Origin of the sequence: Gordonia sp. McavH-238-E, assembly GCF_022348225.1 — a bacterium.
Taxonomy (GTDB): Bacteria; Actinomycetota; Actinomycetes; order Mycobacteriales; family Mycobacteriaceae; genus Gordonia; species Gordonia terrae.
Genome location: NZ_JAKRFE010000002.1, coordinates 100,985 through 120,948, shown reverse-complemented (window position 1 = coordinate 120,948; position 19,964 = coordinate 100,985). Strand labels below are relative to the sequence as shown.

Sequence of the window (19,964 nt, the reverse complement as noted above, 5' to 3'; positions counted from 1 at the left end):
CCGGTCAGGTGCGCCGGCAGCGCCCTCAGGAGTTCGCGGATGTAGGTCTGGACTCCGCTCCCTCCGGGACGAAGTGCAAGCGCACCGTACGTGATTCGTGTTGTGCCGTCGCGCATCCAGCAGCTCCCAACAGTAACCAGAAGAAGAAGTCGAGCGGGAAGATCTCGAAGTAGGTGGCCACCAGGCAGGCCACCATCGCCGCGACCATCGACGCACTCACACCCAGGACGAAGGCTCCATCCGGGTCGGGCATTCGGCGCGAGTACTGCACGCACCAGATCACCGCGGTCACGATCAGCGCGAGGAACAACCACAATCCGATCGGTCCGAGTTCGAGGAGCAGCTTCACGTAGTAGTTGTCCGGCTGATAGTTCTTGGACAATTGCTGCACGGTACCGCCGGCGCCCGCGGTGATCGTCGTCGTCGTGTCGCCCCGGGCTGCCGACAGCGCGTCGGCGGCCGATCCGCTCGACGCGAGTCCGGTCCCCAGCGGGTGTACCCAGATGCTCGCGAAGATCTCACCCCACCCGGAGCCGCGCTGACTCAGACTGCTCGAGTTGAAGAACACCTTGGTGATGCTCGAGGGCAGAAACGGCAACGCGACGACGGCGACGACGCCGAGCGCGATGAGTGGGGCGATGAGGCGACGGAAGCGAAGAGCGGCAAGCCAGATCACGCCGACGACGAGGCCGAGGATCGCCGCCCGCACCACCGACGTGGCCATGGTGACGGCCATGACCGGCCAGCAGACGAGGAACAACTGGTTGCGTCGGCGTCCGGTGTCCGACAACGCGACCGCCCCGCCGACCAGCAGCGCGAGCATGACGAAGAGCCCGAACCCGAAGGGCTGGTTGAACGTGCTGAAGGTGCGGAACAGCGGACCGCTCGTCCGGACCTGCTCGCCGAAGGTGTAACCGAGTTCGACCAGTCGGGCCGGGCCGAGGATCTGCTGCCCGATCCCCACGACGGTGGTGAGGACACCGAGCGCCATGATGATCGAGACCAGGCGGTCGCGGTCGAGTGCGTCGAACGGTGTCAGCCAGAGCGCGAGGACGACGAACAGGTAGAAGAAGGTCACCTTGACGCCGTACAGCCCGATGGGGCCGTAGACGTAGAGCGCCGACACCACCCCGAACGCGACCAACACCGCCGCGGCCGGCCACCACGGCATGTGCAGCGGCGGGCCCGTGCGGTCCACGGGGCGGAGGCGACGATTGGCCGCGCAGATCAGCGTGAGTGCGAGAACGCCTTCTTTCCACGCCGAGGCGACGCCGGGCACCGGAGCGATGTCGAGAAGGCCGTCGAGCGGGGTGAGGGCCGCCAGGATCAGCAGGCCGCGCTGCGGACGCCGGTAGACGACGGCGACGAAGGCGGCCGCGGGAACCAGGGCGAGGAGGACAGCGACCACGACGGGGAGGTGCGCCACGCCGACCTGCCTTTCCACCTGCCCCCGTGGTCCGTTCCAGCCCCCGAGTACCCATGGTGGCACCTCGACAGTCCGTTTGTCCGGGGCAACACGGACATGCCTTGCCCCGGACCACGCCGGACCTCTGCACCGCAGGTCAGTGACCTGAGATGCGCCTGCCTTTCCGCGGGCGGGTCCGCTCGGGCCCGTATTCGGTTGTGAGAAGGCGCGGTTCCCCGAGCGGGGGATCGAGGAGCTGCGGCATCCCCTTCACCGGCTGATGCATGGGCAGCAGGGTGTAACCGTCTTCCCAGGGGAGGTGACCGTGCTCGTCGGGCCAGATCACCTGCAATTTCGGATGATCCGGGAACAGCAGGTTCGCCAGGAGCAGCTCGTCGTGGTCGAGTTGTTCGATGAGGCGTACGGTCACGGCGACCGTCTGCAGGGGGATGTCGGTCTGCGCGGCGACAAGATCGCGCCAGTCCTCGCGGTGGAGCAGGCTGCCGAGTTCGTTCAGGACGTGGGTCGCGGTGAGCGGATCGACGCCGTAGATCGAGAGCTCGGGTATCGAATGCAGGGACAGACCGGCGGTATAGGAGTAACCGCACTCGGGCTGGAGTCGGTCGGAGAGGGTCGGGGCAATGCGTGCGTCGAACTCGGGCTCCGGTTCGCCGACCGAGGTCACCTGCCAACCGCAGCGCCGAATGGTCTCGATGGTCGATCGGATGACGGGGTTGGGATGCCACCTGGGCAGACCTCGGATCGCGGCAGCGTGGTCTGACATGGATCGCTCCTTTGTTCGACGGGTGCGATCATGACACCACGGGGTCCCGACAATTCCCGGACGGCGCCGACCCGGGCCCCGACGCCAGGGCTCAGCCTGCTCTGCTGGGCGCCGGCGCTGCGGGTAGCCGATGCAGGGCCTCCACCAACGGTGCCAGCTCCGGGATTCGGCGGGCGTCGTCCAGTGCGGTGCGCAGGGTGGAGTCGTGCACCGGCCGGGCGGCCCGCAACAATTCGCGTCCGCTGTCTGTCAACTCGGTGTAGATTCCGCGCCGGTCGTCGGCGCAGATGATGCGTCGCAACAGGTTTCGATCTTCGAGGCGGTTGACCAACCGGGTGGTGGCACTCGAGCTGAGGGCGGCGGCGCGAGCCAGCTGCGCCATCCGCATGTGCCACCCGTCCTGTCGACTGAGGGCGTCGAGGACGGTGTACTCCACCACCGACAGCGCATGTTCACGCTGCAGCGCGCGCTCGAGTTCGGTGTCCAACGTGCCGTAGAGCGCGGCCAGGGTCCGCCAGCCCTGCGAGCGGATCTCCACTGCGTCGTCTGCAATCCCCATGGTGTCCTCTGTGTCGCCAGCACCCGTCGTCGAGCGCTCGTCCAGATTAGCAGCTTGCACCGATAGGCGGCGCGTGCAACTATCTATGGCGCGTATGCAACTAGTGCACACGCTTGCTATCGGTGTTCACAACAAACTGGAAGGGGCGAGCATGCCCATCGGACTTCTCGCGCTCGCGGTCGGTGGATTCGGGATCGGACTCACCGAGTTCGTGATCATGGGCCTTCTCCCGGGGGTCGCCGCGGAGTTCGGCGTCACGGAAGCGGTTGCCGGCTACCTCATCTCGGGCTACGCCCTTGCCGTGGCAGTCGGCGGCGTCGCGCTGACCGCGGCCGTCATCCGGTTCGATCGGAAACGAGTGCTGATGGCGCTGATGATCTTGTTCATCGGCGGCAACCTTCTCTCCGCCGTCGCGCCCACCTACTATGCGATGCTGGCCGGCAGAATCCTGGCGGCCCTGTGCCACGGTGCGTTCTTCGGAATCGGTGCGGTCGTCGCATCGAGCATGGTCGGCCCGGCCAAACGCGCGGGTGCCGTCGCCATGATGTTCGCCGGACTGACCGTCGCCAACGTGCTCGGTGTGCCCTTCGGGACATTCCTGGGACAGCAACTGGGATGGCGTTCCACCTTTTGGGCCATCACCGCCATCGGCATCGTCGCGCTGGTGGGAATCCTCACGCTGGTGCCCGACACCACCGAGGGCCACGCGGCGCCGACCAGCCTCCGCGCCGAACTCGGCGCATTCCGATCCACCCAGGTATGGCTCTCCATCGCCATCACGATCCTGGGTTACGGCGGGATGTTCGGCGCATTCACCTACATCGCCTACACCCTCACCGACGTATCCGGGTTTGCGTCATCCACTGTCCCTTGGCTTCTCGTGATGTTCGGGGTGGGCCTGTTCATCGGGAACCATGTCGGCGGCAAGCTTGCGGATCGTGCGTTGACGACCTCGCTCACAGCGACATTGGCCATCCTGACGGTCGTGCTCATCGTCTTCGCGGCAACCGCGTCGAGCCAGATCATGAGCGTCGTGTCGCTGCTGCTGATGGGCGCATTCGGCTTTGCGACAGTGCCGGCGCTGCAGACCCGCATCATGAATCACGCTGCCACCGCGCCCACTCTGGCATCAGGTGCGAACATCGCCGCGTTCAACATCGGCAACGCCCTCGGTGCCTGGATCGGCGGAATCACCATCGCTGCCGGTCTCGGCTACACATCACCGATCTGGGCGGGTGCGGGCGTGACCATCCTGGGCCTCGCAGTCCTGCTGTTCGCCACTGTGCTCCACGGCCGAACGACCCGAACCGAGACGCTGCCCGCCCCGATGACCATCGACCCGCAGGCTCAGCGCGCGCAGGCCGAGCGCGCGTGAGGTCTGGCGTCCGACCTCCAACGCATTGGCTTCTACGGGTCGAGCGCCATGGTCTCCGACGAACTCCGGTCAGGTGTCGGCGCGCTGCCGGATGCCGAACACGGTGAACAGTGCGGCGCACGTGGCGAAGACGACCAGCAGTGCGAGTCCGATGGTGTAGCTGTGAGTGGCCGCGTCGTACGTCGCGCCCATGAGCATCGGGGGGAAGAACCCGCCGAGTCCACCGAGTGCGCCCACGATTCCCGTGACCGACCCGACTCGTTCGGCGGGAGCGGCCTGGGCGACCCAGCTGAAGACCGAGCCCGAACCGAGCCCCATGCAGACGGCCATGAGCACGAAGTCGATGCCCGCCGGTATCTCGACGGGTGGTTTGGTGATCATCCAGACGGCGAGTACCGCTGCGCCGCCGCACGAGATCACCGTGATGATGCGTGGTCCGAAGCGATCGGACAGGATGCCGCCGACCGGGCGAGCGATGACCGCGGCGATCGCGAACCCGGCTGTCCGAGTACCCGCTGCCTGCAGGTCGAAGTCGTACACATCTTTCAGGTACGTCGGCAGATAGGTGCTGAACGCGACGAAGCCGCCGAATGCGGCTGCGTAGAGGAATCCGAGCTGCCAGGTGATCGGCAGTTTGGCCGCACCGATCAGTTTGGGGACCACCGAGTCGTGGGACGCGGCCCACCTGGGTGAGTCACGCATGAACAACCAGCAGATCACGGCGACCACCGCGAGCGCGACGGCGATGATGATGTGCGTCGCGACGTACCCGAACCACGACACGAAACGCGGAGTGAAGAAGGCCGACAACGCCGTTCCGCCCATGCCCGCACCGAAGACGCCGGTCGCGAACCCGCGCCGTGACTTGTCGTACCAGGCGTTCACGAACGGGATGCCGACCGCGAAGGTCGTCCCGCCGATGCCGAGGAAGAACCCCGCCACGAGGAGCAGGGCATAACTGGCGAAGTGTCCGGCGGCGGCGACCAGCAGGACGAAGGGGATCGTGACGACGAGCAGCACGGTGAACATCAGGCGTCCGCCGAACCGGTCGGTGAGTGCGCCGGTGAGTATCCGGCCCAGCGAGCCCACCAGGATCGGGATGGCGACGAGGATCGACTTCTGGGTGGCGCTCAGGTCGAGCTGGTCGGTGTAGACGACCCCCAGCGGGCCGATGAGGTTCCAGGCCCAGAAGCTGATCGCGAAGGCCACGGTCGCCAGGACCAGGTTCTTGGTCTGCCCGGCGGCGACGGAGGGCGGCGTGGCGGTGGTCTCGGTGGTCATCGATCACGATCCTTCACTCCGACGGGCGCCCATCCGGGGCGGTACGGCTGATTGCCGGGCATCGACCTCTGGTCACGACTCCGGTACACGATGTAGGGACGGAACAGGTAGTGCACGGGCGCGGTGAAGATGTGAACCAACCGGGTGAACGGCACCATCGCGAAGAGCAGCATCCCGATCAGGATGTGCACGTGGAAACGCAAGGGCGCCTCCGCCATCGCTGCGACGTCGGGCTGCAGGACGAACAGTGACCGGAACCACGGCGACACCGTCTCGCGGTAGTTGACCCCCTCGGCATGGGGATCGAGGGTCCCGATCAGGGTGATGTAGGTGCCGACCAGCAGCGCGGTGACCAGCACGAGGTACATCGCCTTGTCGTTGCGCGTGGTCGCCATGAACACCGGCCCCACCGTGCGTCGCCGGTACACCAGCATGCCGACCCCGACGAGCGTCGCGACCGCGGCGAGCAGTCCGAAACCGCCCGCGCCCCAGTGATACAGGGTCTCCGAGACGCCGATGGCCTCGGTCCACGACTCGGGGATCAACAGTCCGATCGCGTGGCCGATGATCACCACGAGCACGCCGTAGTGGAACAGGGGTGAGGCGATCCGCAGCAGTCGCGACTCGTAGAGCTCCGACGACCGCGTCGTCCACCCGAATTTGTCGTAGCGATACCGCCAGATGGTTCCACCGATGAGCAGTCCGAGCGTCGCGTAGGGCACCACGCCCCACAGGAAGATGTCCATGCGTCGCCTCACGCTCGGGTCGGGTTGATCGGCAGCAGTCGGGGATCGAAGGGTTCCAGGCCCACTGTCTCGGTCTGCGCGGGGCCGCACATGGCCAGCGCCGCGGCGCGGTCGGGCGGGGACGGGGTGGGCAGGGTCGCACAGACGGCCTGCACCGCGCCGGCGTACGGCGACTCCGCGTCGAGGAGCGCGAACCGGATCAACTCCAGTGCCGCCCGGTGCTTCTCGAGTAGTTCGACGCCGCGGACCGGATCGGCGCGCGCGCTGAACTCGAGGACGATGGGCAGATGGTCCGGCAGCTCGCCGTGCAGGTCGACGAGGAACCCGCTGTCGCGGTAGGCCTGCTTGAACTCGCCCAGCGAGGTGCCCCGCCGACGGGTGTCGCCGTCGGACCAGTACGACAGGTAGAGCGTGTGCCGCTTGGAGAGATCGAAGATCTCGATGTAGTCGCGGCGCAGCGTCGTCGGATCGCCGTCTGCGAGGTGATCGATGGTGTGCCGCAGCAGGTCTCCCGTGTCTGGATCGTCCTGCTCGTCCAGGGCGGCCCGCATCAGTTCGACGCGGCCGAGCACCTCGTCGTCGGGGTAGCTGAGGCACCACGACGCGATCAGCCGGACCACGTTGGGCTCGGCACTCGTCCGCGGTCGCCGGTCGAAGACCCGCAGGCCCCTCATCGCGTTTCCTCGCCCGGCGTCGTCGACGCGCTCGAGATGCGTTCGGGGAAAAGGCCGGGCGGGGCTCCGTTCCCGTCCCAGTTGAGCAGGTTCGTCCGACCCGCCATCGTGTGCTCACCGGCCGCGGTGTCGGTGTTCTGCCGCTGTTTGAGCGCGTGGAAGGTCTCCACCGACACCGGCGCCGGGCGTCCGCTGGCCTCGCCGAACGGTGAGGAGTCGAACATGCCCGGTCCCTCGTCGTAATCCAGCGAACAGCCCATCTCGTCGAGCTTCTCGGCCTGCTCGAGATGCGCCGTCGGGATCACGTAGCGATCGTCGTACTTCGCGATGGCCATGAGGCGGTACATCTCGTAGATCTCTTCCTCCGTCATCCCCACCGCGGCCGGGATGTCGGCGTCGGGCTCGCGGCCCAACGTGACATCGCGCATGTACGAGCGCATGGCGGCCAGGCGGCGCAGCACCGTGTCGACGACGGCGGTGTCACCGGCGGTGAACAATTCGGCCAGGTACTCCACGGGGATGCGGAGTGCCTCGATGGCGCCGAAGAGGGTGCCCGCGCCCTCGGCGTCGTGACCCTGCTCGGCGAGCAGGTCGACGATCGGCGACAGCGGCGGGACGTACCAGACCATCGGCATGGTGCGGTACTCCGGATGCAGGGGGAGTGCGACACGGTACTTCTTGGCCAGCGCGTACACCGGGGATCGGCGGGCGGCCTCGAGCCAGTCGTCCGGGATGCCGTCCCTACGGGCGGCGGCGATCACGTCGGGATCGTCGGGGTCGAGCATCAGGTCGAGCTGGGCCTCGTAGAGGTCGCGTTCGTCCGGGGTCGACGCGGCCGCCGTCACGGCATCGGCGTCGTAGAGGAAGATGCCCAGGTAGCGAAGTCGTCCGACGCACGTCTCGGAACAGACGGTGGGTTGCCCGACCTCGATGCGCGGGTAGCAGAGCGTGCACTTCTCGGCCTTGCCGGACTTGTGGTTGAAGTAGATCTTCTTGTACGGACAGCCCGTGATGCACTGCCGCCAGCCGCGACAGCGATCCTGGTCGACGAGCACGATGCCGTCCTCGCTGCGCTTGTAGATCGCGCCGGAGGGGCAGGACGCCATGCAGGACGGGTTCAGGCAGTGTTCGCAGATGCGCGGCAGATAGAACATGAACGTCTGCTCGAACCCGAACTTCACCGCATCCTCGGACTCACGACGCAGCTTCTCGACGATGGGATCGCGCTTCGCGAGTTCGGGTGCGCCGCCGAGATTGTCGTCCCAGTTCGCCGACCAGGTGACCTTGGTGTCCTTGCCGGTCAGCAGCGATTTCGGACGGGCGACGGGGAAGTCGTCGCCGAGCGGGGCGTCGATCAGGGTCTGGTAGTCGTAGGTCCAGGGTTCGTAGTAGTCCTCGATGGTCGGTTGGACCGGACTCGCGAACAGGGTCAACAGCTTTCGGATCCGGCCGCCTGCACGCAACCGCAGCCTGCCGTTGCGGTTGAGGACCCATCCGCCCTGCCAGGTGTCCTGGTCGCCGTAACGACGCGGATATCCCTGTCCGGGGCGGGTTTCCACATTGTTGAACCACACGTACTCGGTGCCGGACCGGTTGGTCCAGGCCTGCTTACAGGTCACCGAGCAGGTGTGGCACCCGATGCACTTGTCGAGATTCATCACCATCCCGACCTGGGCCATGACCCGCATCAGTACGTCACCTCCTGGCTGCGTTTGCGGATGGTCGACACCATGTCGCGTTGGTTGCCGGTCGGTCCGAGATAGTTGAAGGCGTAGGACAACTGGGCATATCCGCCGATCAGATGAGTCGGCTTCACCAGCAGCCGGGTCGGCGAGTTGTGGATGCCGCCACGGCGACCCGTCGCCTCCGACTTCGGGACGTCGATCGTGCGTTCCTGGGCGTGGTGGACGTAGCAGACCCCGGCCGGCATGCGGTGACTGACGATCGCGCGACAGACGAAGACGCCGTTGGCGTTCACGCATTCGATCCAGTCGTTGTCGGCGACGTCGATCGAGGCGGCGTCCTGGGGGCTCAGCCAGGCGATCGGACCGCCGCGCGACAGCGACAACATGAACAGGTTGTCCTGGTACTCGGAGTGGATCGACCACTTCGAGTGCGGGGTCAGGTATCGGACCGTGATCTCCCGCGACCCGTCGGCGCCTAGCTTCGGCTCGCCGAACAGACGGTGCATGTCCAGTGGCGGACGGTAGATCGGGAACGACTCGCCCATGTCGATCATCCAGTCGTGATCGAGGTAAAAGTGCATCCGCCCGGTGAGGGTGTGAAACGGCTTGAGTCGCTCGATGTTCACGGTGAAGGGCGCGTACCGGCGACCCCCGGTCTCCGATCCGGACCACTCCGGCGACGTGATGACCGGCACGGGTGCCTTCTGGGTGTCGGCGAAGCGGATCCGCTTCTCCTCCGACCCGCGGGCCAGATCGTCGAGGCGGAACCCGACGCGTTGCTGGAGCTGTTCGAAGCCGGCCACTGCGAGTTCACCGTTCGTGGTCCCCGACAACGTCAGGATCGCCTCGGCGAGTTTCTCGTCGGTGTCGATCGCCGGTCGTCCGTCGCCGGCGCCGCCGAGCATCACGCCGTTGGATTCGGCGAGCTTGCGGGTCTGCTCCTCGAGCGGGTAGGTCACGTTCTTGACGGTGAAGCCGAGCGTGTCCGCGAGCGGGCCGATGGACGCCAGCTTGTCCGCGATCGCGGTGTAATCCCGTTCCACGACACTGAAGTTGGGCATGTTCCGGCCTGGTTGCCCGGCAACGCCGTCCCGCTGCCAGTCCAGAACCCGGCCGTGTGGTTGCGCCACCTCGCCGGGGGTGTCGTGCTGCAGCGGCACGCTCACGAGGTCATGACGTGTCCCCAGGTGCGTCCGGGCCAGGTCGGACAGCTTGCGTGCGAGACGGTGGAACAGGTCGAAGTCGGACTTGGCCTCCCACGGCGGGTCGATCGCCGGGGTGAACGCATGGACGAACGGATGCATGTCCGTCGAGGACAGGTCGTGCTTCTCGTACCAGGTCGCGGCGGGCAGCACGATGTCGGACAGCAGCGTGGTCGACGTCATCCGGAAGTCCGCGGACAGCAGCAGGTCGAGCTTGCCTTCGGGGATGTCATCGTGCCAACGGATCTCGTTCGGCCGTGGGGTGTCGGGGTTCTCGGTGCCCAGCACGTTGTGGTGGGTACCGAGCAGAGTGCGGAGGAAGTACTCGTTGCCCTTCGCCGACGAGCCGAGCAGGTTCGACCGCCACAGCACCAGGGTGCGCGGCCAGTTCTCCGGGGCATCGACATCGGTGATCGCGGGTGTCAGGTCGCCGTTCTGCAGCCGTTCGGCGACGTAGGCGGCCGCGTCGGTCGCCTCGCCGCGGTCCACGGCCGCGGTTGCCTCGTCGGCGACATCGAGCGGGTTGGCCGAGAACTGGGGATAGAAGGGCATCCAGCCGAGCCGCGCGGATTGGGCGATCGCGTCGGCCGTGTGCTCGTGGTCCATCGTGCCGCGCGAGAGCGGAGAGGCGAGTGACGACGTCGAGTAGCCGTCGTTGCGCCACTGCCCGGTGTGCATGTACCAGTACGACGTCCCCGTCATGGTCCGCGGCGGCCGCGTCCAGTCGAGGGCGTTGGCCAGCGAGATCCAGCCGGTGATCGGACGACACTTCTCCTGCCCCACGTAGTGCGCCCAGCCGCCGCCGTTGCGACCCATGCAGCCGGTGAGGATCAGCAGGGACAAGATCGCCCGGTAGGTCGCATCGCCGTGGAACCACTGGCAGATCCCGGCGCCCATGATGATCATCGAGCGGCCTTGCGACTCCTCGGCATTCGCGGCGAACTCCCGCGCGACCCGGATCGCCGCAGCCGCCGGGACGCCGGTGATCTCGGCCTGCCAGGCCGGTGTGTACGGCGCCGATACGTCGTCGTAACCGGTGGGCCACTCGCCCGGTAGCCCGTCCCGCGCGACGCCGTACTGCGCGAGCATGAGGTCGAATACCGTCGTGACGAGCCGTCCGCCGATACGCCGCGCGGGCACACCTCGCCGGACCACCGCACCGCTGCCGTCCGGGGCGTCGAAGACGGGGAAGGCGACTTCGACGGACTCGGCCGCATCGCCCATCAGCGTCAGCGCGGGGTGCGCGCCGTCGAGATCGAGATTCCACCGACCCCTGCCGGACTCGGCATACCGGAACCCCATCGAACCGTTCGGCACCACCGGCTCGTCGCGTCCCTCATCCCAGAACACCGTCTTCCAGACGTCTTCGGACGCGGCCTGTTCCGGGCCGGTCAGCTCGTCGGCGGTGACGAACTTGCCTGTGACGAACTGCCCCGGTCGATCGTCACCCTGCTCCTCCAGATGGATGAGGAACGGGAGGTCGGTGTACCGGCGCACGTAGTCGTCGAAGAACCCGGTCGAGCGCTGGACGAAGAACTCGGTGAGGATGACGTGGCCCATCGCCATCGCGAGAGCCCCGTCGGTGCCGGCCTGCGCGGGTAGCCATTCGTCGGCGAACTTGGTGTTGTCGGCGTAGTCCGGGCTGACCGAGACCACCTTGGTGCCGCGGTAGCGCACCTCGGCCATCCAGTGCGCATCCGGGGTCCGGGTCACCGGGACGTTGGAACCCCACATCATCAGGTAGGTCGCATCCCACCAGTCCCCGGACTCGGGGACGTCGGTCTGGTCGCCGAAGACCTGTGGACTGGCCACCGGGAGATCGGCGTACCAGTCGTAGAACGACGTCATCACGCCGCCGATGAGCTGGATGAACCGGGTCCCGACACAGTGGCTGACCATCGACATCGCCGGGATGGGCGAGAAGCCTGCACAACGATCGGGGCCGTAGGTCTTGATCGTGTGCACGTGCGCGGCCGCGGCCATCTCGATGGCTTCGTCCCAGGAGACGCGGACGAGCCCACCCTTGCCTCGGGCCCGCTGGTAGGAGCGTCGGCGCATTGGATCCCCGACGACGTCGGCCCAGGCCAGGACAGGATCGTGCAGACGCTTCTTCGCCTCGCGGTACATCTCGACCAGCACCCCGCGCGCATAGGGATGCCGTACCCGGGTGGGGGAGTAGGTGTACCAGGAGAAGGCCGCGCCACGGGGACATCCGCGGGGTTCGTATTCGGGCCGATCCGGGCCGACCGACGGGTAGTCGGTCTCCTGGGTCTCCCAGGTGATGATCCCGTCCTTGACGTAGACCTTCCACGAGCAGGAACCGGTGCAGTTGACCCCGTGCGTGGACCGCACGATCTTGTCGTGGCTCCACCGGTCGCGGTAGAAGACGTCACCCGCCCGACCGCCGTCCCGGAAGACGACGCGACGATCGTCGGTCTCGTCCCATCGGGTGAAGAATCTGCCGATGTCCAACAGTGCGGTGGCTGCAGAACCCTGTACATCTTCTGACCGGGTCATGTGCGTCACCCTACAAAGGGTCCGTCGATCTTTCCGCGCGAATTGCGGATTCGGTCAAAAGCGGCTGGATTGTTTCCGCAGAATACATTCACCGATCATGTGGAGAACACGACTGCGGTCGCCGTGGATCAGCGGGTCGCCACGGTCAGCAGGATTGCCGAGTCCTCTTGTGCCATCAGGCCATGTCGTGTCGACGGTATCGTCACCAGATCGCCTTCGGCGCCCTCCCAGCGGATGTCGGGGTCGCCATCCGCCGAGGTCAGGACGACTCTGCCGCGCAAGACCTGCAGCGTGGCCTCGGTGGGACTCTCGTGATCGGACAGCGCCGCGCCGGCGACGAGCGCGATGACGGTCTGGCGGAGATGGCGAGAAGAGTTGCCGTGCAACGTATGAGATGATCGGCGGCTCGACGCCTCGCGTGCGGAGGTGAGGAGCTGGTCGACGAGTTCGGGCAGATGAGTCGAATCCACGTGTACACAATGGCATCGCTGCGTGGCGTCGGCACGGCGTTCCGGAGGATCGAGCCCGGTTCGTTGTCCACGCCCGATCACCCGGGCGGGCGCCGCATACTAAATAGCGCACACATTCATTGCGGAAATGGTCCGACATTCCCACCGGAGCAATTCACCGCAATGCGAAATGAGACGTTCTCTCGAATGCGTTTCGCCGTTGTTCACACAGTCGCGGTGCCGCGTCAACCGATTCGCATGCGGAACAGGCGATCGTCGTCGTCGCCCGCGCGGCCGCGTCCATCGGTGTTGCTCGTGCCGAACCACAGGGAGCCGTCCGGCGCCGCGGCCACCAGTCGCAGACGACCGAATTCATCGACGAACCGATCCACGGGTTCGCCGACCGAGTCGTCGTCGGCGTCCTCCGGCGCTCCGCTCAGCGGTATCTCCCACAGCCGTCGCCCGCGAAGTGCCGCCATGTAGGCGCGGTTGCCGACGATGGCGAGCCCGGCCGGGGACGCCTCCTGCGTGCTCCAGGTGGCGGCAGGCGCGACGAACCGCTGATCGTCGGACTCGCCCTCGACCTCAGGCCACCCATGGTTGCCGCCACGGCGGATCAGGTTCAGTTCGTCGCGACTGTTCTGTCCGAACTCGCTCGCCCACAGCCGTCCCGCGCCGTCGAACGCCAGCCCCTCCACGTTGCGGTGACCATAGGAATGGACCTCGTTGCCGAACGGGTTGCCCGGCCACGGGCGGCCGTCCCGATCGACACGCAGGATCTTGCCGTTCAACGCGTCGACGTCCTGGGCCACCTCGGGCACGGCGGCATCGCCGACCGCAACGAACAGACTGCCGTCCGGACCGAAGGCCAGCGCGCCGCCGTGGTGGTTGTACGCCGCATCGAGTCCGGTGATCAGCGGGCGCGGACGGGTGAGCCGGTTGCCGTCGAAGTCCAGCCGCACGAGCCGGTTGTCGACCGCGGTCGTGTAGTAGACGAACACCGTGGTCTCATCGCCCGGCGCCATCGCGATGCCCTGCAACCCGCCCTCACCGCGCGGGGCGGCGTCACCGAACTCGCCGACCGTCCGCACCGCGCCATCGGGGGACACCCGCACGACGGTCGCATCGTCGCGCTGGGTGACCAGGGCGTCACCGCCGGTCAGGAAGGCCAGCGCCCACGGCACGTTCAATCCCGACGCGATGGTCTCCACGGTCGTGGCGTCCGCCGACGCGCCCGTCGGGGCGGATGTGTCCGATCCGCCGGGTGCATCCTCGGCGCCGGAACAGCCGGCCAGTGATGTGGTGCCCGCGACCCCGAGGAGTCCGGTCGCGAGGAGCCCTGATCTGAGAAGCTGACGGCGGTCCATACCCTCGATGGTGCCCGAGGTCCGAGACCGCCGACCGGCACCGATTTGGGTCTACGCTGCGGATTCCCTACACTAGACCGGTTGCCTGTGCACCTCAGGTGTCCGGGACACAACTGAATAGTCTCCGGTGCCGGCGAAAAGCCAAGGGCATCGGCGGCGAGAACCTTCAGAAACAACTATCCACTTCGTGGAAGGCCCACCGCAGGTCACGGGGATTTCTCCGCGCCCGGCGCTGTATGGGAACCGCTACGAGAAAGGTTGACGGTCACCCATGACCATGACTGACCCGATCGCAGACTTCTTGACGCGTCTGCGTAACGCCAACTCGGCGTACCACGACGAGGTGACACTGCCCTCGTCGAAGATCAAGGTGAACATCGCCGAGATCCTCAAGCGCGAGGGCTACATCACCGACTACCGCACCGAAGACGCGGAGGTCGGAAAGAACCTCGTCGTCTCCCTGAAGTACGGCCCGAGTCGTGAGCGTTCCATCGCCGGACTGCGCCGTGTCTCCAAGCCCGGCCTCCGGGTTTATGCAAAGTCCACCAACCTGCCCAAGGTTCTGGGCGGCCTCGGCGTGGCCATCATCTCCACGTCGTCCGGCCTGCTCACCGATCGCCAGGCAGCCAACCAGGGCGTGGGCGGCGAAGTCCTCGCCTACGTCTGGTAGGGGAGGTAACAACAATGTCGCGTATCGGAAAGAACCCCATCGAGATCCCCGCGGGCGTGGACGTCACCATCGACGGCCAGAACGTCACCGTGAAGGGCCCCAAGGGTGAGCTCTCGCTCACCATCTCCGAGCCCATCGCGGTCGCCAAGGAGGACAACTCCATCGTCGTGACCCGCCCCAACGACGAGCGTCGCAGCCGCGCGCTGCACGGCCTGAGCCGTTCGCTCGTGAACAACCTCGTCGTCGGCGTCACGCAGGGCTACACCAAGAAGATGGAGATCTTCGGTGTCGGTTACCGCGTGCAGGCCAAGGGCAGCGACCTCGAGTTCGCGCTCGGTTACAGCCATCCCGTGCCGATCGAGGCCCCGGCGGGCATCACGTTCGCCGTGGAGTCCCCGACGAAGTTCTCGGTCTCGGGTATCGACAAGCAGCAAGTCGGCGAGATCTCGGCGGTCATCCGCCGCCTGCGTCGTCCGGACCCCTACAAGGGCAAGGGCATTCGCTACGAGGGTGAGCAGATCCGTCGCAAGGTCGGAAAGACGGGTAAGTAAGCCATGAGTGAGACAGCTACCAAGACAGTTCGCAAGCCCGTCGGCAAGGACGTGTCGACGCGTCGTCGCAAGGCGACCACCAATCGACACTTCCGCCTCCGCAAGAAGGTCAGCGGAACCCCGGCTCGTCCGCGTCTCGCGGTCAAGCGCAGCTCGCGCCACATCCACGTCCAGCTCATCGACGACCTGGCCGGCAAGACGCTGGCCGCGGCCTCGTCGATCGAGGCCGACGTGCGCGCGGCCGGCGGCGACAAGTCGGCGCAGGCCCGCAAGGTCGGCGAGCTCATCGCCGCCCGCGCCAAGGCCGCCGGCGTCGACGCCGTCGTGTTCGACCGTGGTGGCAAGGACTACCACGGCCGGATCGCAGCGCTCGCCGATGCCGCCCGCGAGGGAGGCCTGAGCTTCTGATGACCATCTTCACCAGCTACACCCACATGACCGGAGGGAACCTCTGATGCCCGGACGTCAGCGTGACGGCGGAAACGGACCCGCCGGTAACGACAACAACCAGAACAACCAGGGCGGCGGCAACGACCGTCGCGGCGGCGGTGGCCGCGGCGACCGTCGCGACCGTGGCGGCCGCGACCAGGACCGCAACCAGCTCGAGCGCGTGGTGACCATCAACCGCGTCTCGAAGGTGGTCAAGGGTGGACGTCGTTTCTCGTTCACCGCTCTCGTGGTCGTCGGCGACGGCCAGGGCATGGTCGGCGTCGGCTACGGCAAGGCCAAGGAAGTCCCGGCTGCGATCCAGAAGGGCGTCGAGGAAGCTCGCAAGAACTTCTTCCGCGTGCCGCTGATCGGTGGCACCGTGACCCACCCGGTTCAGGGTGAGGCCGCCGCCGGTGTCGTCATGCTGCGCCCGGCCAGCCCCGGTACCGGTGTCATCGCCGGTGGCGCGGTGCGTGCCGTGCTCGAGTGCGCGGGCGTCCACGACGTCCTCGCCAAGAGCCTCGGCTCGGACAACGCCATCAACGTGGTGCACGCCACCGTCGCAGCTCTGAAGATGCTGCAGCGCCCCGAAGAGGTCGCGGCCCGTCGTGGTCTGCCGATCGAGGACGTCGCTCCGGCCGGTATGCTGCGCGCCCGTGCAGGACAGGGGGTCTGATCATGGCCGAACTGAAGATCACTCAGGTCAAGGGCACCATCGGTACCAAGAAGAACCAGCGTGACAGCCTGCGGACCCTCGGACTCCGGGGCATCCGCCAGACCGTCACCCGCGAGGACACGCCGATCAACCGCGGCCTCATCAACGCGGTTCGTCACCTCGTGACAGTCGAAGAGGTTTAAGAGCAATGACCATCAAACTCCATCACCTTCGCCCCGCACCGGGGTCGAAGACCGACAAGACCCGCGTGGGTCGCGGTGAGGGGTCCAAGGGTAAGACCGCCGGTCGCGGCACCAAGGGCACCAAGGCACGCAAGAACGTGCCCGCAGGCTTCGAGGGTGGCCAGATGCCGATCCACATGCGGCTGCCGAAGCTCAAGGGCTTCACCAACCGCAACCGGATCGAGTACCAGGTCGTCAACGTCGGCGACATCGCCCGCCTGTTCCCGCAGGGTGGCACCATCGGCGTCGACGAACTCGTCGCGGCCGGTGCCGTTCGCAAGAACAAGCTGGTGAAGGTTCTCGGCGACGGCGACCTGTCGGTCAAGGTCGACATCACCGCCGACAAGTTCACCGCTTCCGCCAAGGAAAAGATCGCCGCTGCCGGCGGCAGCGTCACCGAACTCTGACGGACACACACCGCGGTCGGGCGGCAGCATCGCTGCCGCCCGACCGGGGCGTTTCGGTGTGACTGTTAGAGTCTCAGACGTTGTCCTGCCGGACACACCAAGATCGCCGCATCCCGAAAGATCATCGTCGATTGCCGAGCACACGGGGACCGGGTCGCCTCGACCCGGGACGTACGCCTCGCGTGGTCGTTCCTAGGAGGAGTTAGTGCTTTCCCCCCTCTTCGCGGCCATTCGGACGCCGGACCTGAGGAAGAAGATCCTCTTCGTTCTCGGCATCATCATCCTGTATCGGCTGGGCGCGACGGTCCCGTCGCCGGGCGTCGACTATCAGGCCGTGCGGGCGTGTCTCGACGAGGTCTCGTCGGGTGAGTCGAGTTCGGTCTACTCCCTGATCAACCTGTTCTCCGGTGGAGCGCTGCTCCAGCTGTCGGTGTTCGCGATCGGCATCATGCCGTACATCACCGCGGCCATCATCGTGCAGCTGCTCACCGTGGTCATCCCGCGGTTCGAGCAGCTTCGCAAGGAGGGTCAGGCCGGGCAGGCCAAGATGACGCAGTACACGCGCTATCTGGCTGTCGCACTGGCACTGTTGCAGTCGACCGGCATCGTGGCCTTGGCCGATCGCGGCCAGCTCCTCCCGCAGTCCTGTGCGACCAGCGGCGAGGTCCTCAACGATTCGAGCATCTTCGGTCTCTCGATCATCGTGCTCGTCATGACCGCCGGCGCCTGTGTCGTCATGTGGTTCGGCGAGCTCATCACCGAACGCGGCATCGGCAACGGCATGTCGCTGCTCATCTTCGCCGGTATCGCCGCCCGCATCCCGGCCGAGGGTCGCACCATCCTGAACAGCCGCGGTGGACTCGTCTTCGCCCTGGTGTGTGTCGCCGCACTGATCATCGTCGCCGGCGTCGTGTTCATCGAGCAGGGCCAGCGACGCATCCCGGTCCAGTACGCCAAGCGCATGGTCGGCCGGAAGATGTACGGCGGATCGTCGACCTATCTCCCGTTGAAGGTCAACCAGGCCGGCGTCATCCCGGTGATCTTCGCCTCGTCGCTGTTGTATCTGCCGCAGCTGATCGTCGAGCTCACGCGCAATCCCGATGGGACGCAATCGACGTGGCAGGAGTACGTCACCAGGTATCTGACCGATCCCAGCAACGGCGTCTACATCGCCGTGTACTTCCTGATGATCATCTTCTTCACGTACTTCTACGTGGCGGTGACGTTCAATCCGGAGGAACGCGCCGACGAGATGAAGAAGTACGGTGGGTTCATCCCGGGCATCCGTCCGGGCGCGCCGACCGCCGAGTACCTCGGGTATGTGCTCAGTCGCATCACTCTGCCCGGCTCGATCTATCTCGGTAGCATCGCGGTACTCCCGAATCTGTTCCTCGAGATCGGCAACAGCGGCAACGTCCAGAACCTGCCGTTCGGTGGTACGGCCGTGCTGATCATGGTCGGCGTGGGTCTGGACACGATGAAGCAGATCAACAGTCAGTTGATGCAACGCAAGTACGAAGGATTCCTGAAGTGAGACTTGTCATTCTCGGCCCGCCCGGAGCAGGCAAAGGCACCCAGGCGGAACTCTTGAGCGAAGCACTCGGGATCCCCCACATCTCGACCGGCGACCTCTTCCGCGCCAACATCTCTCAGGGCACCGCCGTGGGTGTCGAGGCCAAGAAGTACCTCGACGCCGGCAATCTCGTCCCGTCCGAGATCACCGTGGACATGGTCCGCGCCCGCGTCGGTGAGCCGGACGCGTCGAAGGGTTTCATCCTCGACGGCTTCCCGCGTTCGACCGAGCAGGCCGACGCACTCAACGACATCCTGGCGAACCTCGACGCCTCGCTCGATGCGGTGCTCTCGTTCGTCGTCGACACCGATGTGGTCGTGGAGCGCATGCTGGCTCGTGGCCGCGCCGACGACACCGAAGAGGTCATCCGCAACCGGATGGACGTCTACACCAGGGAGACCGCGCCGCTGCTCGCCTACTACGGCGACCAGGTCAAGACCATCGATGCGGTCGGTGACATCCAGGGCGTTCATCAGCGCGTCCTGAGCGCCCTCGGCGCCGGCGTCTCCTGACACGGCGCAACCTGACAACCGGGGAATCGCTGTAACGCATGGGTTTTCGTAAGCGCAAGCGCGTCGTGCCGTTCCGCAGCGCGGGCGAGCTCGACGCCATGGCCGCCGCCGGCGCGATCGTCGGGTCTGCGCTGGTGGCGGTGCGAGAGGCAGCGAAAGCGGGCGTCAGCACCCTCGACCTCGACGAGGTCGCCGAGTCCGTGATCCGTGGCGCCGGGGCGGTGCCGTCGTTCAAGGGCTACCACGGTTTTCCCGGGTCCATCTGCAGCTCGGTGAACGAGGTGGTGGTCCACGGAATCCCATCGGCCGATGTCGTGCTCGCCGAGGGCGATCTCGTGTCCATCGACTGCGGCGCGATTCTCGACGGTTGGCACGGCGACTCGGCCTGGACCTTCGGGGTCGGTGAGTTGTCGACCGCCGACGCGGAATTGTCCGAGGCGACGCGGTTGTCGATGGAGGCGGGGATCGCCGCCATGGTCGACGGTGCGCGCCTCACCGACATCTCGCACGCGATCGAACTCGGCACCCGCGCCGCGGAGAAGACGTTCGGTCGCCCGTTCGGCATCGTCGACGGCTACGGTGGGCACGGGATCGGCCGCGAGATGCACATGGAGCCGTTCCTCGCGAACGAGGGTGAGCCCGGCAAGGGACCAACCCTCGTGATCGGCTCTACTCTGGCCATCGAGCCGATGCTGACGCTCGGTACCGAGGACACCTCGGTTCTCGACGACGATTGGACCGTTGTCACCGACGACGGATCACGTTCGGCCCATTGGGAACACACCGTGGCGGTCACCGCCGACGGGCCGCGTATCCTCACCCCTCGTCCCGCGGGAGCCTGACCGACCGCTTACCGCCTCGGGTGACGGCCGGTCAGGCGC

The 19,964-nt window shown here is 66.5% G+C and carries 20 protein-coding genes; 10 read left to right on the top strand and 10 right to left on the bottom strand.

Annotated features, from left to right (window positions below):
• Window positions 1-25: 25 nt before the first annotated feature.
• The 3 genes from MHN80_RS02955 to MHN80_RS02945 all read right to left on the bottom strand — a co-directional run bounded on the left by MHN80_RS02955 (window position 26) and on the right by MHN80_RS02945 (window position 2,748).
• Entirely contained in the window at window positions 26-1,426 is a 1,401-nt protein-coding gene (locus MHN80_RS02955) for an O-antigen ligase family protein (protein ID WP_239399433.1), read from the bottom strand.
• Window positions 1,427-1,562: 136 nt separating this feature from the next.
• A complete protein-coding gene (locus MHN80_RS02950; RefSeq protein ID WP_239399431.1) occupies window positions 1,563-2,189 on the bottom strand; it encodes a DUF4262 domain-containing protein in 627 nt (208 codons plus the stop codon).
• Between the two features lie 91 nt (window positions 2,190-2,280).
• Window positions 2,281-2,748, bottom strand: coding sequence for a MarR family winged helix-turn-helix transcriptional regulator (locus MHN80_RS02945; protein WP_004023580.1), 468 nt, complete (start codon window positions 2,746-2,748; stop codon window positions 2,281-2,283).
• A 151-nt stretch (window positions 2,749-2,899) separates the two neighbouring features.
• Between MHN80_RS02945 and MHN80_RS02940 the strand changes: the two genes are divergently transcribed.
• A complete protein-coding gene (locus tag MHN80_RS02940) occupies window positions 2,900-4,123 on the top strand; it encodes an MFS transporter (RefSeq protein ID WP_239399429.1) in 1,224 nt (407 codons plus the stop codon).
• A 69-nt stretch (window positions 4,124-4,192) separates the two neighbouring features.
• On the opposite strand, the gene MHN80_RS02935 is transcribed toward MHN80_RS02940, so the two are convergent.
• The 7 genes from MHN80_RS02935 to MHN80_RS02905 all read right to left on the bottom strand — a co-directional run bounded on the left by MHN80_RS02935 (window position 4,193) and on the right by MHN80_RS02905 (window position 14,044).
• The gene (locus MHN80_RS02935) at window positions 4,193-5,404 is read right to left on the bottom strand and encodes a NarK/NasA family nitrate transporter (RefSeq protein WP_101822610.1); all 1,212 of its coding nucleotides are present in this window, start codon (window positions 5,402-5,404) and stop codon (window positions 4,193-4,195) included.
• Window positions 5,401-6,150 carry a respiratory nitrate reductase subunit gamma gene (gene narI / locus MHN80_RS02930; protein ID WP_239399427.1) on the bottom strand — a complete coding sequence of 250 codons (750 nt, stop codon included), beginning with the start codon at window positions 6,148-6,150 and terminating at the stop codon, window positions 5,401-5,403. The genes MHN80_RS02935 and narI overlap by 4 nt, the downstream gene beginning before the upstream one ends.
• 8 nt (window positions 6,151-6,158) lie before the next feature.
• Window positions 6,159-6,824, bottom strand: coding sequence for a nitrate reductase molybdenum cofactor assembly chaperone (gene narJ, locus MHN80_RS02925; protein ID WP_064570042.1), 666 nt, complete (start codon window positions 6,822-6,824; stop codon window positions 6,159-6,161).
• Complete coding sequence (narH, locus tag MHN80_RS02920) at window positions 6,821-8,512, bottom strand: nitrate reductase subunit beta (protein WP_239399425.1); 1,692 nt, start codon at window positions 8,510-8,512, stop codon at window positions 6,821-6,823. Before narH ends, narJ begins: the two co-directional genes overlap by 4 nt.
• Window positions 8,512-12,228 carry a nitrate reductase subunit alpha gene (locus MHN80_RS02915; RefSeq protein WP_239399423.1) on the bottom strand — a complete coding sequence of 1,239 codons (3,717 nt, stop codon included), beginning with the start codon at window positions 12,226-12,228 and terminating at the stop codon, window positions 8,512-8,514. Before MHN80_RS02915 ends, narH begins: the two co-directional genes overlap by 1 nt.
• A gap of 128 nt (window positions 12,229-12,356) precedes the next feature.
• Window positions 12,357-12,698 carry a hypothetical protein gene (locus MHN80_RS02910; RefSeq protein WP_004023573.1) on the bottom strand — a complete coding sequence of 114 codons (342 nt, stop codon included), beginning with the start codon at window positions 12,696-12,698 and terminating at the stop codon, window positions 12,357-12,359.
• Between the two features lie 224 nt (window positions 12,699-12,922).
• Window positions 12,923-14,044 (bottom strand): sorbosone dehydrogenase family protein, encoded by a 1,122-nt coding sequence (locus MHN80_RS02905; RefSeq protein WP_239399421.1) that lies wholly within the window; start codon window positions 14,042-14,044, stop codon window positions 12,923-12,925.
• Between the two features lie 271 nt (window positions 14,045-14,315).
• On the opposite strand from MHN80_RS02905, the gene rpsH reads away from it, so the two are divergent.
• From rpsH to map, 9 genes are all read left to right on the top strand, one after another.
• The gene (gene rpsH, locus MHN80_RS02900) at window positions 14,316-14,714 is read left to right on the top strand and encodes a 30S ribosomal protein S8 (RefSeq protein WP_004023571.1); all 399 of its coding nucleotides are present in this window, start codon (window positions 14,316-14,318) and stop codon (window positions 14,712-14,714) included.
• Window positions 14,715-14,728: 14 nt separating this feature from the next.
• A complete protein-coding gene (gene rplF, locus MHN80_RS02895) occupies window positions 14,729-15,265 on the top strand; it encodes a 50S ribosomal protein L6 (protein ID WP_004023570.1) in 537 nt (178 codons plus the stop codon).
• A gap of 3 nt (window positions 15,266-15,268) precedes the next feature.
• Window positions 15,269-15,673 carry a 50S ribosomal protein L18 gene (gene rplR, locus MHN80_RS02890; RefSeq protein WP_004023569.1) on the top strand — a complete coding sequence of 135 codons (405 nt, stop codon included), beginning with the start codon at window positions 15,269-15,271 and terminating at the stop codon, window positions 15,671-15,673.
• A gap of 46 nt (window positions 15,674-15,719) precedes the next feature.
• The gene (gene rpsE / locus MHN80_RS02885; RefSeq protein WP_004023568.1) at window positions 15,720-16,370 is read left to right on the top strand and encodes a 30S ribosomal protein S5; all 651 of its coding nucleotides are present in this window, start codon (window positions 15,720-15,722) and stop codon (window positions 16,368-16,370) included.
• A 2-nt stretch (window positions 16,371-16,372) separates the two neighbouring features.
• Entirely contained in the window at window positions 16,373-16,552 is a 180-nt protein-coding gene (rpmD, locus tag MHN80_RS02880; protein WP_004023567.1) for a 50S ribosomal protein L30, read from the top strand.
• Window positions 16,553-16,557: 5 nt separating this feature from the next.
• Window positions 16,558-16,998, top strand: coding sequence for a 50S ribosomal protein L15 (gene rplO, locus MHN80_RS02875; RefSeq protein WP_004023566.1), 441 nt, complete (start codon window positions 16,558-16,560; stop codon window positions 16,996-16,998).
• A gap of 205 nt (window positions 16,999-17,203) precedes the next feature.
• Window positions 17,204-18,532 carry a preprotein translocase subunit SecY gene (gene secY / locus MHN80_RS02870; protein WP_239399419.1) on the top strand — a complete coding sequence of 443 codons (1,329 nt, stop codon included), beginning with the start codon at window positions 17,204-17,206 and terminating at the stop codon, window positions 18,530-18,532.
• Window positions 18,529-19,083, top strand: coding sequence for an adenylate kinase (locus MHN80_RS02865; protein ID WP_004023564.1), 555 nt, complete (start codon window positions 18,529-18,531; stop codon window positions 19,081-19,083). The genes secY and MHN80_RS02865 overlap by 4 nt, the downstream gene beginning before the upstream one ends.
• A 38-nt stretch (window positions 19,084-19,121) precedes the next feature.
• On the top strand, window positions 19,122-19,925 hold the full coding sequence (gene map / locus MHN80_RS02860; protein ID WP_101822602.1) for a type I methionyl aminopeptidase: 804 nt from the start codon (window positions 19,122-19,124) through the stop codon (window positions 19,923-19,925).
• The last annotated feature ends 39 nt before the right edge of the window (window positions 19,926-19,964 follow it).

What these genes read in the sequence shown, in the direction of transcription:
- rplR (WP_004023569.1), top strand. Translation starts at nt 15,269, where the DNA reads ATGAGTGAGACAGCTACCAAGACAGTTCGCAAGCCCGTCGGCAAGGAC.
- MHN80_RS02945 (WP_004023580.1), bottom strand. Translation starts at nt 2,748, where the DNA reads ATGGGGATTGCAGACGACGCAGTGGAGATCCGCTCGCAGGGCTGGCGG.
- rplO (WP_004023566.1), top strand. Translation starts at nt 16,558, where the DNA reads ATGACCATCAAACTCCATCACCTTCGCCCCGCACCGGGGTCGAAGACC.
- MHN80_RS02915 (WP_239399423.1), bottom strand. Translation starts at nt 12,228, where the DNA reads ATGACCCGGTCAGAAGATGTACAGGGTTCTGCAGCCACCGCACTGTTG.
- MHN80_RS02935 (WP_101822610.1), bottom strand. Translation starts at nt 5,404, where the DNA reads ATGACCACCGAGACCACCGCCACGCCGCCCTCCGTCGCCGCCGGGCAG.
- rplF (WP_004023570.1), top strand. Translation starts at nt 14,729, where the DNA reads ATGTCGCGTATCGGAAAGAACCCCATCGAGATCCCCGCGGGCGTGGAC.
- narH (WP_239399425.1), bottom strand. Translation starts at nt 8,512, where the DNA reads ATGCGGGTCATGGCCCAGGTCGGGATGGTGATGAATCTCGACAAGTGC.
- MHN80_RS02940 (WP_239399429.1), top strand. Translation starts at nt 2,900, where the DNA reads ATGCCCATCGGACTTCTCGCGCTCGCGGTCGGTGGATTCGGGATCGGA.
- rpmD (WP_004023567.1), top strand. Translation starts at nt 16,373, where the DNA reads ATGGCCGAACTGAAGATCACTCAGGTCAAGGGCACCATCGGTACCAAG.
- map (WP_101822602.1), top strand. Translation starts at nt 19,122, where the DNA reads ATGGGTTTTCGTAAGCGCAAGCGCGTCGTGCCGTTCCGCAGCGCGGGC.
- rpsE (WP_004023568.1), top strand. Translation starts at nt 15,720, where the DNA reads ATGCCCGGACGTCAGCGTGACGGCGGAAACGGACCCGCCGGTAACGAC.
- narI (WP_239399427.1), bottom strand. Translation starts at nt 6,150, where the DNA reads ATGGACATCTTCCTGTGGGGCGTGGTGCCCTACGCGACGCTCGGACTG.
- narJ (WP_064570042.1), bottom strand. Translation starts at nt 6,824, where the DNA reads ATGAGGGGCCTGCGGGTCTTCGACCGGCGACCGCGGACGAGTGCCGAG.
- rpsH (WP_004023571.1), top strand. Translation starts at nt 14,316, where the DNA reads ATGACCATGACTGACCCGATCGCAGACTTCTTGACGCGTCTGCGTAAC.
- MHN80_RS02905 (WP_239399421.1), bottom strand. Translation starts at nt 14,044, where the DNA reads ATGGACCGCCGTCAGCTTCTCAGATCAGGGCTCCTCGCGACCGGACTC.
- MHN80_RS02950 (WP_239399431.1), bottom strand. Translation starts at nt 2,189, where the DNA reads ATGTCAGACCACGCTGCCGCGATCCGAGGTCTGCCCAGGTGGCATCCC.